The sequence below is a fragment of the Rhodovibrio salinarum DSM 9154 genome (assembly GCF_000515255.1).
Lineage (GTDB): Bacteria > Pseudomonadota > Alphaproteobacteria > Kiloniellales > Rhodovibrionaceae > Rhodovibrio > Rhodovibrio salinarum.
The window spans coordinates 467,732-481,532 of the sequence record NZ_KI911559.1 but is presented as its reverse complement, the minus strand read 5'-3'; the positions used below and the strand labels follow the sequence as shown (position 1 = coordinate 481,532).

At 67.1% G+C, this 13,801-nt stretch carries 10 protein-coding genes; 1 reads left to right on the top strand and 9 read right to left on the bottom strand.

Going from position 1 to position 13,801, the window contains the following annotated elements:
- Nucleotides 1-48 precede the first annotated feature (48 nt).
- The 9 genes from RHOSA_RS19855 to cobT all read right to left on the bottom strand — a co-directional run bounded on the left by RHOSA_RS19855 (nucleotide 49) and on the right by cobT (nucleotide 12,710).
- Nucleotides 49-3,135, bottom strand: coding sequence for a 2-oxoglutarate dehydrogenase E1 component (locus tag RHOSA_RS19855; protein ID WP_081728389.1), 3,087 nt, complete (start codon nucleotides 3,133-3,135; stop codon nucleotides 49-51).
- 292 nt (nucleotides 3,136-3,427) lie between these two features.
- Complete coding sequence (sucD, locus tag RHOSA_RS0102255; protein WP_027287415.1) at nucleotides 3,428-4,303, bottom strand: succinate--CoA ligase subunit alpha; 876 nt, start codon at nucleotides 4,301-4,303, stop codon at nucleotides 3,428-3,430.
- A complete protein-coding gene (gene sucC, locus RHOSA_RS0102250) occupies nucleotides 4,303-5,499 on the bottom strand; it encodes an ADP-forming succinate--CoA ligase subunit beta (protein WP_027287414.1) in 1,197 nt (398 codons plus the stop codon). The genes sucD and sucC overlap by 1 nt, the downstream gene beginning before the upstream one ends.
- A 186-nt stretch (nucleotides 5,500-5,685) precedes the next feature.
- Nucleotides 5,686-6,642 (bottom strand): malate dehydrogenase, encoded by a 957-nt coding sequence (mdh, locus tag RHOSA_RS0102245; protein WP_027287413.1) that lies wholly within the window; start codon nucleotides 6,640-6,642, stop codon nucleotides 5,686-5,688.
- A 315-nt stretch (nucleotides 6,643-6,957) separates the two neighbouring features.
- On the bottom strand, nucleotides 6,958-7,254 hold the full coding sequence (locus RHOSA_RS19850; protein WP_037255551.1) for a circadian clock KaiB family protein: 297 nt from the start codon (nucleotides 7,252-7,254) through the stop codon (nucleotides 6,958-6,960).
- A complete protein-coding gene (locus RHOSA_RS19845; protein WP_051431708.1) occupies nucleotides 7,251-8,723 on the bottom strand; it encodes an ATPase domain-containing protein in 1,473 nt (490 codons plus the stop codon). The genes RHOSA_RS19850 and RHOSA_RS19845 overlap by 4 nt, the downstream gene beginning before the upstream one ends.
- Before the next feature lie 139 nt (nucleotides 8,724-8,862).
- Entirely contained in the window at nucleotides 8,863-10,497 is a 1,635-nt protein-coding gene (locus RHOSA_RS19840) for a putative bifunctional diguanylate cyclase/phosphodiesterase (RefSeq protein WP_051431707.1), read from the bottom strand.
- 245 nt (nucleotides 10,498-10,742) lie between these two features.
- Nucleotides 10,743-11,513, bottom strand: coding sequence for a PP2C family protein-serine/threonine phosphatase (locus RHOSA_RS0102225; protein WP_027287412.1), 771 nt, complete (start codon nucleotides 11,511-11,513; stop codon nucleotides 10,743-10,745).
- Between the two features lie 111 nt (nucleotides 11,514-11,624).
- Nucleotides 11,625-12,710 carry a nicotinate-nucleotide--dimethylbenzimidazole phosphoribosyltransferase gene (cobT, locus tag RHOSA_RS19835; protein WP_081728386.1) on the bottom strand — a complete coding sequence of 362 codons (1,086 nt, stop codon included), beginning with the start codon at nucleotides 12,708-12,710 and terminating at the stop codon, nucleotides 11,625-11,627.
- A 207-nt stretch (nucleotides 12,711-12,917) separates the two neighbouring features.
- On the opposite strand from cobT, the gene cobS reads away from it, so the two are divergent.
- Entirely contained in the window at nucleotides 12,918-13,745 is an 828-nt protein-coding gene (gene cobS, locus RHOSA_RS0102215; RefSeq protein ID WP_027287411.1) for an adenosylcobinamide-GDP ribazoletransferase, read from the top strand.
- Nucleotides 13,746-13,801: the final 56 nt, after the last annotated feature.

Genomic DNA, 13,801 nt, shown 5'->3' with positions numbered 1-13,801 from the left:
GCCGCCTCCCCTGAGCCGCAGCCGGGCGGGCGGTCTTGGTCGCGTCGCTTACTCAGGCTTCTTGCTGGAGCGGGCGCTCTGCTTCGCGCCCGTCCGGCCACCACCTTGCTTGCTGCTGCTCTTGCTGGTCGTCTTGCTTGCGGTCTTGCTGGACCGCGTGCCGGCCGTCCCACTCGACGCGGCCGCCGCTTTCTGCGGGCCAGCGCCGTTGCCGCCGGCGCGCTCGCGCTCCTGGATGCGACGGCTCTCGATCCGGCCAACCCGGCGCTTACCGACGGTCAGCGCATCCTCGACCAGGGCGGCCTGCTCGCGGCGGTGGCGCTCGCCGATACCGGTGGCGGGCGACGCCGCGGCATGCCGGCCGGCGTAGCGCGGACGCGGGCTCTCGAAGCCGATCTCCTCGGCCACTTCCTCGATGAACTGCTCGACGTGGAACCAGTAGCCCATGTTGCGCGGCTCTTCCTGGCACCACACCAGATCGCAGTGCTTGTACGGCTCCATCTCCGCGCGCAAGGCGTCTTCCGGGATCGGGTAGAGCTGCTCCATGCGCAGAATGTGCACGTCGGTGATGCCCCGGCGCTCGCGCTCCTCGATCAAGTCGTAGAACACCTTGCCGGTGCACAGCACGAGCTGGCGCGCTTCCGACGGCTTGGACGGCAGATTGTCCTCGTACAGCACGCGGTGGAACGAGCTGTCCGGGCCGAAATGCTTGAGGTCGGAGACGCAGCGCTTGTGCCGCAGCAGCGACTTCGGCGTCATCACGATCAGCGGCTTGCGGAAGTCACGGTGCAGCTGCCGGCGCAGCACGTGGAAGAAGTTCGCCGGGGTCGAGCAATTGACCACCTGGATGTTGTCTTCGGCGCACAGCTGCAGGAAGCGCTCCGGCCGGGCACTGGAGTGCTCCGGCCCCTGCCCCTCGTACCCGTGCGGCAGCAGCATCACCAGGCCCGACATCCGCAGCCACTTTGCCTCGCCGGACGCGATAAACTGGTCGATAATCACCTGGGCGCCATTGACGAAGTCGCCGAACTGGGCTTCCCACAGGGTCAGTGCGCGCGGCTCGGCCAGGGAGTAGCCATACTCGAAGCCAACCACGGCGGCTTCGGACAGCGGGCTGTCAATCACCTCGAAGGCGGCTTGATCGGCGCGCAGGTTGTTCAGCGGAACGTGCTTCGCCTCCGTCTCCTGATCGATCAGCACAGCGTGGCGTTGGGAGAAGGTGCCGCGGCCGCTATCCTGACCGCTCAAGCGCACGGGATGCCCGTCGACCAGCAACGTGCCAAAGGCCAACGCTTCGGCGGTCGCCCAGTCGACCGGCTGTTGCCCCTCGATCATCTTGTGCCGGGCGTCCAGCACGCGGTTGATCTTGCGGTGAACCTTGAAGCCGTCGGGAACGCGGCTGAGCCCGCCGCCCACCTCCTGTAAGCGGTCCATCGGCACGTCGGTGTTGCCGCGCCGGGCGCCGAAATCCTGGGGCACGTGCAGGCCCGACCAGACACCTTCCAGCCAGTCCGCCTTGTTCGGCCGGTAATTGTCGGCCTGATCGAACTCCTGCTGCAGGGTCTCGTACCAGGTATTGACGTAGCCGTCGGCCTCTTCCTGGGTCAGCACCTTGTCGCGGACGAGCTGCTCCACGTACATCTTGCGCACGCGCGGATGCGCCTTGATCGCGTCGTACATCACCGGCTGGGTGAACGACGGCTCGTCGCCCTCGTTGTGCCCGTAGCGCCGGTAGCAGAACATGTCGATCACGACGTCCTTCTTGAACGTCTGACGGAACTCTGTGGCGATCCGGGCAACGTGGACGACGGCCTCGGGGTCGTCGCCGTTGACGTGGAAGATCGGCGCCTGAACCGACTTCGCGACCTCGGTGCAATACGGCCCGGAGCGGGCGTTCACCGGATTGGTCGTAAAGCCGATCTGGTTGTTGACGATGAAGTGGATCGTGCCACCGATCCGGTAGCCCTTCAGCTCGGACAGGTCGAGCGTCTCCGGCACCAGACCCTGGCCGGCGAACGCGGCATCGCCGTGCAGCAACAGGCAGGCCACCTCGTTGCGGTCGGTGTCGCCGCGCTGCGCCTGCTTGGCGCGCACCTTGCCGACACAGACCGGATTCACCGCCTCCAGGTGCGATGGGTTCGCGGTCAGCGACAGGTGCACCATGTTGCCGTCGAACTCGCGGTCCGAGGAGGTGCCCAGGTGATACTTCACATCGCCGGAGCCGCCGATGTCCTCCGGGTGCGAGGCGCCGCCGGAGAACTCGTGGAAGATCGCCCGATAGGGCTTGCCCATGAAGTTCGCGAGCACGTTCAGTCGGCCGCGGTGCGGCATGCCGAGCACGACCTCCTTGAGGCCCATCTGCCCGCCGCGCTTCAGGATCTGCTCCAGCGCCGGGATCATCGACTCGCCGCCGTCGATGCCGAAGCGCTTGGTGCCGGTGTACTTCTTGTCGAGGAACAGCTCGAACGCCTCGGCGGCGGTCAGGCGCTCCAGGATCGCCTTACGCCCGCGCTCGGTAAACTCGGTGCGGTTGGCGATGTTCTCGATGCGCTCCTGGATCCAGGCCTTCTGGTCGGGCTCCTGGATGTGCATGAACTCGACGCCGATCTTGTCGCAGTAGGTCGCGTGCAGCCGCTCCATGATCTGGCGCAGCGTCGCCGTCTCGAAGCCCAGCACGTAGTTGACGAAGATCGGCCGATCCATGTCGGCGTCGGTGAAGCCGTAGGACTTGGGATCGAGCTCGGGGTGCGGCTCGCGCGGCTTCAACTGCAGCGGATCGAGGTCGGCTTCCAGGTGACCGCGCACGCGATAGGCGCGGATCATCATCAGCGCGCGAATCGAATCCAGCGTGGCCGCGCGGATGTGCTCTGGCGTGAGCTCGCCGGCCGCCCCCGCCTGCGGCGCCCCGACCGAGCGGGCGACTTCGCCCATCGCCTGGCCGCTCGCATGCGGGTCGGCGGACTGCCGACCCAAACTCTCCAGGACTTCCCGCGCCTCGGCGTCGAGCTGATCGAAGAACTCCCGCCAAGCCGGGTCGATCGCGTCGGGGTCCTGCTGATAGCGGGTGTACAGGTTAGCGACAGCGGCGGCCTTGGCGCCGTCGAGGGCGTTGGTCTGCTGGGTCTGTGCCGTCATGGCCTTGGTACGTCTTTCGCGGTTGCGCCGACGTCGCGCACGCCGGCTGGCGGGGGTCCGTGGCCCGGTTCTGGCCACCGATGTGTCGGGCGTGACACGTTACACGAAACACGCCACCTGCCGCCAAAACGTTAACACCCCTGCGTTAACGCCGTGCGGCCTTCCGATGCTGACGTCCGCGTGACGATCCCGGCCCTGCCCCGGGCCGACACGCGGATGCCATTATCCCCCCGGTTTCCCCGCGCGCCGAATCCGGCCCGCGGGGACCGTGACCTGCCGGGAACCGGGCGGTCTAGCCGCCCAGCGCCTTGACCATGGTCGAGCCGATCGACGCCGGCGAATCCGCAACGTGGATGCCGGCATCGCGCATCGCGGCGATCTTGTCTTCGGCACCGCCCTTGCCGCCGGAGATGATCGCGCCGGCGTGGCCCATCCGGCGGCCCGGAGGCGCGGTCAGGCCGGCGATGAAGCCGACGGTCGGCTTCTTCACGCTCGACTGCTTGAGGAACTCGGCGGCCTCCTCCTCGGCGGTGCCACCGATCTCGCCGATCATCACGATGCCCTCGGTCTCGTCGTCCTTGAGGAACATGTCGATGCAGTCGACGAAGTTGGTGCCATTGACCGGGTCACCGCCGATGCCGATGCAGGTCGATTGGCCCAGACCGGCCGCGGTGGTCTGCGAGACCGCCTCGTAAGTCAGGGTGCCGGAGCGCGAGACGATGCCGATCTTGCCGCGGGTGTGGATGTGCCCCGGCATGATGCCGATCTTGCAGGCGTCCGGCGTGATCACGCCCGGGCAGTTCGGGCCGACCAGACGGGTGTTGGAGTGCGCCAGCGCGCGCTTCACCTTGACCATGTCCATCACCGGGATGCCCTCGGTGATGCAGACCGCCAACTCAATCCCGGCGTCGATCGCTTCCAGGATGGCGTCGCCGGCGAACGGCGGCGGCACGAAGATGACGCTGGCGGTCGCGCCGGTTTGCTGCTTGGCCTCGGCCACGGTGTTGAACACCGGCAGGTCCAGATGGGTCTGACCGCCCTTACCAGGCGAGACGCCGCCCACCATCTTGGTGCCGTAGGCGATCGCCTGCTCGGAGTGGAACGTCCCCTGGGCGCCGGTGAAGCCCTGGCAGATGACTTTGGTGTCCTTGTCGATCAGGACGGCCATTACGCGTTCTCCTGCACGGCTTTGACGACCTTCTCGGCGCCGTCGGCGAGATTGTCGGCGGCGGTGATCTTGAGCCCGGAGTCCTGAAGGATCTCCTTGCCCCGTTCGACGTTGGTGCCTTCCAGGCGCACCACCAGCGGAACGTGAAGCTCGACCTCCTGGGCGGCGGCGACGACCGCTTCCGCGATCACGTCACACCGCACGATGCCGCCGAAGATGTTGACCAGAATGCCTTCGACGGCGGCGTCCTGCAGGATGATCTTGAAGGCCGCGATCACCCGCTCCTTGTTCGCTCCGCCGCCGACGTCCAGGAAGTTGGCGGGCTCGGAGCCGTAGAGCTTGATGATGTCCATGGTCGCCATCGCGAGGCCCGCGCCGTTAACCATGCAGCCGATGTTGCCGTCGAGCTTGATGTAGTTCAGCTCGTGCTTGGACGCCTCGACCTCCGCCGGGTCCTCCTCGTCCAGGTCGCGCATGTCGACGACCTCGGACTGGCGGAACAGGGCGTTGTCGTCGAACGTCATCTTGGCGTCCAGCGCCAGCACCTGGCCGTCGCCGGTGACGATCAGCGGGTTGACCTCGACCAGCGAGGCGTCGAGCCCGACGTAGGCCTGGTACAGGCTGTTCAGGAACTTCACGAAGGCGCCGATCTGCTTGCCTTCCAGCCCCAGGCCGAAGGCGATCTTGCGCGCATGGAACGGCATCGCGCCGGACACCGGATCGATCGCCTGCTGCAGGATCTTCTCCGGCGTTTCGGCGGCGACCTCCTCGATCTCCATGCCGCCCTCGGTGGAGGCCATGATGGTCACCCGGCTGGTCGCCCGGTCGACCAACAGCGCGAGGTAGAGCTCGCGCTGGATGTCCGCACCTTCCTCGATGTAGATGCGCTTGACGTCCTTGCCGACCGCGCCGGTCTGCTTGGTGACCAGCGTCTGGCCCAGCATCGCCTTGGCGTTCTCGCCGACCTCATCGATCGACTTGACGACGCGCACGCCGCCCTTGCCGTCGGGGTCGTTCTTGAACCGCCCGGCGCCGCGACCGCCGGCGTGAATCTGCGATTTCACGACATAGACCGGGCCGGGCAGCGTGTTCGCCACCTCCCGCGCCTCGTCGGGCGAATAGGCGACCCCGCCCCGCGGCACGGGCACGCCGTACTTCGCCAGCAGGGTCTTGGCCTGGTATTCGTGGATGTTCATGGCAGTGGGATCCCGCTGTGGCTCATCGGATATGGCGCAGGTCCCGATCGCCCGGTTGAAGCCGGGTCGCGCCGGGGACTGGGGTGGGTCACCTTAGCAGCCCCCGACCTGGGTTCAACCGGACGCCTCGGATGCATTCGAACGACCGTTGCGTCCGTGCGTATCTTCCGTCCTTGCCGACGCGCCTTACAGCGCGCCCAGCTTCTTGCAGGCGTCGACCAGCTCGCGCACCGACTCCACCGAATGGTTGAACATCTCCTGTTCGTGATCGGTGAACTTCAGCTCGACGATCCGCTCGATGCCCTTGTCGCCGATCACCACCGGCACGCCGACATACATGTCGTTCACGCCGTACTGACCGGTCAGGTAGGCGGCGGCCGGCAGCACGCGCTTCTTGTCCAGGAGGTAGCTCTCGGCCATCTGGATCGCGCTCGATGCGGGCGCGTAGAAGGCGCTGCCACTCTTCAGCAGATTGACGATCTCGCCGCCGCCCTTGCGGGTGCGCTCGACGATCTGGTCGACCTTGTCCTGAGTGATCCAGCCCATCTCCACCAAGTCCGGCAGCGGAATGCCGGCGACCGTGGAATAGCGCGTCACCGGGACCATGGTGTCGCCGTGGCCGCCCAGGACGAAGGCGTTCACGTCTTCCACCGAGACATCCATCGCCTCTGCCAGGAAGTGGCGGAAGCGCGCGCTGTCCAGCACGCCCGCCATGCCGCAGACCTTCTCCGGCGGCAGGCCAGCGGCCTGCTGCAGGACGTAGACCATGGCGTCCAGTGGGTTGGTGATGCAGATCACGAAGGCGTTCGGGCAGTTGTTCTTAATACCCTCGCCCACCTGGTGCATGACCTTGGAGTTGGTCTCCACCAGGTCGTCGCGGCTCATGCCCGGCTTGCGCGGCACCCCAGCGGTGACGATGACGACGTCCGCATCCTTGATGTCGGCGTAGGAGTTCGCCCCCTGAAGGCGCGAGTCGAAGCCCTCGACCGGCGCGGCTTCGGCGATGTCCAGCGCCTTGCCCTGGGGAATGCCTTCCTGAATGTCGAACAGAACGACGTCGCCCAGCTGCTTAAGCCCAGACAGCAGCGCGAGCGTGCCGCCGATCTGTCCAGCGCCGATCAGGGCGATCTTATTGCGTGCCATGAGTGATCCCCGAGACGAGAGGAATGGGAACGGATCGGCCCCAGGCCGAACGCCCGAACGCATTCGCCTGTTCTCCGCCTGGCTGATCCGGCGGAGGCCCGGCTCAGGATCGTGCGGGCCCGGTGCCCGAAATCGTGGGTTGGGTGGTAACGCGTTTGCCGCCCCCGGGCAAGGGCGCCCGCGTGGTCAATGCGGCGATGCAGCACACTTCGGATATGTCCGATGGCGTCCGGGACGGCGTCGTCAACAAGGCGCGTCTTACAGCACCAGCGATCCATGCAGATGCCAGGGCGCATGACGACGGGAACAAGACGGTTAGACCAGGAACGCCAGCAGGTCGCGTTGCTCTGTCAGGTCGCCCAGGAACCAGTACACCTGCTGGCCACGTTTGACCTGCAGAGACGGGGTGACCAGGGCACCCGCCTTCAGCGCCGCGGCCGGGTTGGTCAAAACATCAACCACCTCGAGGCGTTCGGGCGGGATATCCAGGGAATCCAGCACGCCGGTTAGATTGGTCATCGCCTGCCGCGAACTGGGCGCGTCCCCGGCAATGAACACCGTCAGGGAGTCAACCTGCGCCGCGGGCTGACGCTCGGAGCCGCCATCGCTCATGTCTCGCCGTCCCCCCGCCGCCGACGCTCGGCTTCATTCGAGTCGTCTTGTGGTGATCGGGTAATGCGCGCCGCGCCCTCATCGGGATGGATCTCTGCCAAATGCACGCCGTTCGCCCCAATCACCAGTTCGCTCACCTGATTGGAGTGGAGAATCCCGCGCGCCTTGACTACCGACAGGGCGCGTTTCCGCGCACCCGTCTGCACCTGATAGGAGAGCGCGATCCAAGCATCGGCGAGGGTGGAAATCCGGCTGCGCGCCTCCGGATCGTCGACACCGGAGGCCAAGGTTGTGGTCATCAAGGTGATGCCGCGGGACTTGCAAAGGTCGACCAACCGCGCCGCCGCGTCGAACGGGGCGCGCTGCAGGCGTCGCTCCATCACCGCGGAAATCGGATCGATCACGACGATGGTCGGAGAATGCTCGCGAATCGCCCGCTCGATCCTCAAGAAAAAGGCCTCTGGCACCAAAGGAGCCGAGCGCATGGAGAGCGCCATCACCCGACCATCGGCGATCTGCTCTTGCAGATGAAGGCCGATGCCGGCCGCGTTCGTGGCGATCTGCTCGTACGTCTCGTCCAGGGCGACCAGCAGCCCCCGCTCGCCGGCATCCACACCGGCCGACAGGAAGCAGGCGCCCAGCGTCGTCTTGGCTGTGCCCGGCGCACCGGAGAGCAGAACGGCGTATCCCCGCTGATAGCCACCGCCGAGCACCTGATCCAGCCCCGAAACACCCGTCGGCAAGCGGTCGCTGCTCAGCTTGTGCTGCGGCACATTCGCCCCGTGGTAGGCCACCGCGATCCCACCGGCATCGATCACGAACGGCGCTTCGATGTTATCGTGGTCACTGCCGCGGTATTTGACGATGCGCAGCGACCGCCCGAATACGCCGTTGTTCAGGCCACCACTCAGCTTGACCACCATCCGCGCGGCGAACTGCATGGCGTCGTAACTGCTAAGCGCGGCCTCCTCGCCGTTAAGCTTGCCGGTCACAAGCGCTGGCACCCTGATCTCGGACAGGAAATCGGAGAGCCGGAAGATCTCGCGCCGGTGCGACACCTCGTCCGGCAGCAGATCGAGCACGTTGTCCAGCCCGTCCAGCACGATCCAGCCGATATCCTCACGCCGCGCCAATTCGCCCAGCTGCGCCAGCAGGCCGGAGAGATCGAATCTGCCGGTTGCCGACGCGGCCAGCGGGCCGCGCGCGTCGATGAAGTGCAGCTTTTCCAGTTCGCCGTTCTGGGCCCAATCGAATGCGGCGGCGTTCGACCGGACCTCTTCAGGTGTCTCCTCGAACGCGACGAAAACGGCGCGGGTGCCGCTTTGGTGCGCGGCGTTCACCACCGTCTGGAGCGCAAACACCGTCTTGCCGGCACCAGGTCCGCCCAGCAAAAGGGTCGCAGCATTGGCGGGGAGCCCCCCGCGGCTCAACTGATCGAACCCGACAATCCCGGTAGGACGTTTGCCCATGGGCCTGTCGGTCGGTCCACCGCTTCGCGGCTCTGTGCAATCGGTCATTGTCCCCTGCCTAGACCGAAGGATCTGCTGATCGTCGAGCGATCTACATGTCGCGCGTCCTGGCTGTCCAGCGCCCTCGGCAAACGCCTCATCATAGACGGCTCCCCATCGCCGAGGCTTGCGGCTGCTCGGGAACCGGCAGATGGGAATGGTTGCCCAGCAACCACCTGAAATCCGCCGATCCCAGCGGCATTGCATAGAAGTAGCCCTGCGCCCGCGTGCATCCCAGTCGGACCAGCACGTCTCCCTGGGCGAGCGTCTCCACGCCTTCCGCCGTCACCGGCATGTCCAGTGCGGCGGCAAGCCGCTGAATCGCGTCGACCAGGGCACGGTCATAAGGGTCGTCCTGCAAGGCGGTGACGAACGCCCGATCGATCTTGATCTCGTTCACCGGATAGCGCTTCAGGTAAGCAAGCGCGGAGTAGCCGGTGCCGAAGTCATCGATCGAGAGTCCCAAGCCACGCGCCCGCAGCCCCTTCAGCCGATCGACCAGCGCCTGGCCGTCGAGTTGCAGCATGCTTTCGGTCATTTCCAGCACGACCCGCTGCGGGTCGATGCCGCTCTCGGCCAGGGCGGAGTCGAGGTAGCTTTCGAAGTACGGGTCGGCGAACTGCACGGCGGAGACGTTCACCGCAATGTGCGGCCGATGCCCGGCCACGGGCGGCCATGCCGCGGCTTCCCTGAGGGCGGCACGCAGCACCCAGGCGCCGATCGGAACCATCAGGCCGCTGCGCTCGGCAACGTCGATGAACCGCCCGGGCATCTGCAAGCCGAAGGCTGGATGACGCCAGCGGATAAGCGCTTCCGCCCCGACGATCCGCCCGTCGGACAGGTCGACCTTCGGTTGGTAGTGCAGTTCGAACTGCTTCTGCTCGACCGCCGCGCGCAGTTCCGTCTCCAGTTGCGCCTGCGCCCGCGCATTCTCGGCAAATACCGGCTCGAACAGGCAAATCGGATCGGTACTGTCGGAACACGCCTGGCTCAGCGCCAGATCGGCCCGCTGCAGCCAGAGACTCGCCCCGACGATCTCGCTGTCGCCAATGGCGACACCGGCGCGGCCCCCAACGTGCAGCGTGTGCCCGGGCACGATCACCGGCTGATCAACTTGCGCCACCGCCTGCTGGCCCACGCGCAAACCGGCTTCGCTCGCATCGAGACCCTCCGGCGCGTCAAAGAACAGCGCAAACTCGTCGCCGCTCAACCGCGCAACCATACCGGCCATCTGGGAGTCCGGACCGAACGCCGTGTTCAAACGCTCCGCAACTTCCTCCAGCAAGGCATCACCGACCATGATCCCGCGCGTGTCGTTGACCACCGCCAGTCCACGCAATTCCACCAACACAAGCACACCGCGGCTGATATCGCAGCCCTCGGCAAGCCGCGCGTCGATCGCCGCACGCAGCCCCTCGCGGTTAGGCAGGCCGGTCAGCACGTCGCGGGTGCAGGGATCGGCTGCTTGCGCCCGCATCACGGTGGCCGGTATCGGCCAGTCCCGGCGCGCCTGACGCCAAACCAGCAGCACGACGACCACCGCGCCGACGGAAACAAAGATCGCGTTGCGTGCCGTCTCGGGCAGGAAACGCCCGTGCCACGGCACACCGGCAAATTCCGCCAGAGCGGCAAGCGCGGCGACCATGACCAAACCGCCGGCCAAAAACTGCCCTGCCACTTTGATCGCCAAACGGCGTGGGGTCGGGTGAATGTCTTTGCTGTCGCCCTCGGGCACGGCGGGCCATTCCCAATGCTGTTACAGCTGGCGATCCGGGCTAGGTAGAGTGAGCACGGCTGGTATACCCCGGTCGGTTGCGCACGATAGGCCCGCGACCCGCTTTAGGGCAAAACAAGACCGACGCGCTGTCACGGCGTACAGCCCCACTTACGTCAAACCGGCCACCGTGCCACAGATGGCACACGCATGGTTTCGAAACGCTTACCGCCAAGCCGCGGCCACACGCGTTCGCTCACCAGCGCCTAGGCGAGGCAGCGCACCAGGGCGATCGTCACGTTGTCCTTGCCACCACGGTCGAGAGCGGCCTGAAACAATCGGTCGACCGCGCAAAAATCACCTTCGTCATCGTCCGCGCGCGCCAGGATCTCCTCGATCTCGCCCGCCGACAGCAGATCGCTCAGGCCATCGCTGCACACCAGGTAACAGGTCCCATCGACCGGCGGCGCATCGTCTTCGGCATGCGGTTCGATCGCGGTATAGCTCGGCTGCCCGCCCAGCGATTGGCTGACCATCGGGGTGATCTGCTGGGCTGTTCGACCGTTCGCCATCTTCGGGCCGGGCGTGTCGTCGACCGACAGCTGGGTCAGCGCCCGCGCGCCCGGATCCATCCGGTAGATTCGGCTGTCGCCGACGTTAAACACCACCGCGCCGATCTCGCGCAGGATCACGCCGGCCACGGTGGTCCCCATGCCGGAGGCACCGAGGCCCTGCGCCATCGCCTCGTACAGGCGCCGGTTGACGTGGAGCAGCAGGTTGCCCGCGTCGCCAGCACCCTGCACATCGGCCGCGCCCTGCAGAATCGTTTCGGTAACGTAACGGCTTGCCACGTCACCGGCCGCGTGGCCGCCCATGCCGTCGGCCACGATCACCGGCAGCGGTGTCGTCAGCTCATGGGTGAAGCGCTTGGGCCGCTCAATGTCATCGGGGGCGACCCAATCGCCGACAGCGAGCGTGTCCTCGTTGCCGGAGCGCACCGCGCCGCGGTGGACCACGGCGTGTACGACTGCTCGCATCTCGCACGCTCCTGACGTTGACTGCATTCCAGTTTCGCAGCCCGCCCGGACGCGACGCAACGCCTGAACCTCGCTACGCCACCAATCCCACGTCCGTCAGTCCCATGTCCGTCAGTCCGGGGTCGAGACCCCGGCCTCGTCGAAGGTCGCCATACCGGCGTGGCAGCTAACCGCCGCTTGCAGCAGCGGGATTGCCACCGCCGCGCCGGAGGCCTCCCCCAAGCGCATGTCCAGATCGACCAGCGCACGCTTCCCGATCTCCTGCAGCAGTCGCCGATGCCCCGGCTCGGCAGAGACGTGCGCGACCACGCAATGGTCCAGCAGGTGAGGATCCAGCTTGTACAGCACCGCCGCAGCAGCGGTGCAGGTGAAGCCGTCCAGCAGCACCGGCGTGCGCGCCAGCCGACAGGCCAGGATGGCGCCGACGATCGCCGCCAACTCCAGCCCGCCGACCCGGCGCAGAACCTCCAGCGGGTCGTCCAGATGGCCCTGGTGGTACTGCATCGCTTGGTCGACCACTTCGGCCTTGCGGCCGAGCCCCGACCGGTCGATCCCCGTGCCGGGACCGATCCAATCCGACGCCGTGCCTCCGAAGAGGGCGCAGCAGAGCGCCGCGCCGCTGGTAGTGTTGGCGATACCCATCTCGCCCAGCGCCATCACGTCGAAGCCTTCTTCGACGGCGAGCATGCCGTAGGCCATGGCCCGCGCGCACTCGTCCTCGCTCATCGCGGGGGCTTGCGAGAAGTCCGCCGTGGGCTCCTCAAGCGCCAGCTCGTAAACCCGCAGGTCGGCGTCGCAGTTGGCACACAGCTGGTTGATCGCCGCCCCGCCGTCGATGAAGTTCTGGACCATCTGCTGCGTCACCTCGGGGGGGTAGGCCGACACGCCACGCGCCGCCACGCCGTGGTTGCCGGCGAACACCGCCACGCGCGGGCGGTCCATGCGCGGGGGATGCGCGCCCTGCCAGGCCGCCAGCCATTCCGCCAGTTCCTCCAACCGGCCAAGCGAGCCACGCGGTTTGGTCAACTGCTGCTGCCGGGTCGTCGCGGCCGAGCGACTCTCCAGATCCGGCCCCGGCAGATCGCCAAGGAGCTGGCGGATTTCGTCGAAGGTCGCCGGGGCTTCTTGCGCGCCGGCCGCTGCACCGTTGTTGGGACCGGCGTGCGAGGATCGGTCGTCGCCGTTACTGCCTGCCATGACTGGACGGTCACTCCTTCACTGGGATCATCGGCGCACGCGTGCGCGCCCTGTTGCGAACAGGGGCCGCGCTTGCGCACAGCGTTCAAGTGGGCGCGCTTTCGCGCGAGGGTCTGGCTGTCCTATAACCGCGCCCTGCCCACCCGGGCAAAGGGCGTTTTGGCCGCACCGCCGACGCCCTGCGACGGCAATCCATGGAGTTGCGACTTGGCCCCGGATGCTGCTCCGTCCAAGTCAGGCGCTTGGCGCGTCTGGCGGCAGGACCTGGCGCGCGCGATCGTCTTTCTAACCCGCCTGCCGGTGCGCTGGCCTGAGGCTGCCGCCGGCGAGCCGGACGGCTTGGCTGCACTGGCCCGTGCACTGCGCTGCGCACCGCTGGTGGGTGTGCTGGTGGGCGCCGCCGGCGCCCTTGCCCTGATCCTCACGACCGGCCTCCACCTGCCACCGCTCGTCTCGGCTGGACTGGCGCTCGCCGTCAGCTTCGCGATCACCGGCGGGTTGCACGAGGATGGCCTGGCCGATGTCGCCGACGGCTTCGGCGGCGGAGAGGATGTCGCGCGCAAGCTCGCGATCATGCGCGACAGCCGGGTGGGCAGCTATGGTGTCGCGGCGATCGTGTTCTCGCTACTGCTGCGCGTCGGCGCGCTGGCAGCGCTGGCAGCCGTGCCTGGCGGCGCGCTGGCACTGATCGGCGCGCACGCGTTGGGCCGCGCGGCGATGCTGCCGGTCATGCGCGGCTTGAAGCCAGCCCGCGCCGACGGCCTCGGTCACGGAGCCGGTCGCCCCTCGCGGGGTGTCGTCGCCACCGCACTCCTGCTCGGCACCGGCGCGATCCTGCTGACGCTGGGACCGCTCGCCGGGATGGTCGCCCTCGGCATGAGCGCACTGGCAACTGGACTGGTCGCCCGCCTTGCAGCCCGGCAGGTGCACGGCTATACCGGCGACGTGCTGGGAACGGTGGAGCAGACGGTCGAGACAGTCGTACTGCTAACGGCCGCCAGCCTGCTGGCGGCAACCGGTCCCGCGTTCATTTAAGTGCGCGAAGCGCGCGCTACTTCGCTCTGGCCCGTGACCATAAGAGAGGGGATCGG

Excerpts from the sequence above, each read along its gene's own strand:
- sucC (WP_027287414.1), bottom strand. The coding sequence starts at position 5,499 with ATGAACATCCACGAATACCAGGCCAAGACCCTGCTGGCGAAGTACGGC.
- RHOSA_RS19850 (WP_037255551.1), bottom strand. The coding sequence starts at position 7,254 with ATGAGCGATGGCGGCTCCGAGCGTCAGCCCGCGGCGCAGGTTGACTCC.
- RHOSA_RS19845 (WP_051431708.1), bottom strand. The coding sequence starts at position 8,723 with ATGGGCAAACGTCCTACCGGGATTGTCGGGTTCGATCAGTTGAGCCGC.
- cobT (WP_081728386.1), bottom strand. The coding sequence starts at position 12,710 with ATGGCAGGCAGTAACGGCGACGACCGATCCTCGCACGCCGGTCCCAAC.
- sucD (WP_027287415.1), bottom strand. The coding sequence starts at position 4,303 with ATGGCCGTCCTGATCGACAAGGACACCAAAGTCATCTGCCAGGGCTTC.
- mdh (WP_027287413.1), bottom strand. The coding sequence starts at position 6,642 with ATGGCACGCAATAAGATCGCCCTGATCGGCGCTGGACAGATCGGCGGC.
- RHOSA_RS19855 (WP_081728389.1), bottom strand. The coding sequence starts at position 3,135 with ATGACGGCACAGACCCAGCAGACCAACGCCCTCGACGGCGCCAAGGCC.
- RHOSA_RS0102225 (WP_027287412.1), bottom strand. The coding sequence starts at position 11,513 with ATGCGAGCAGTCGTACACGCCGTGGTCCACCGCGGCGCGGTGCGCTCC.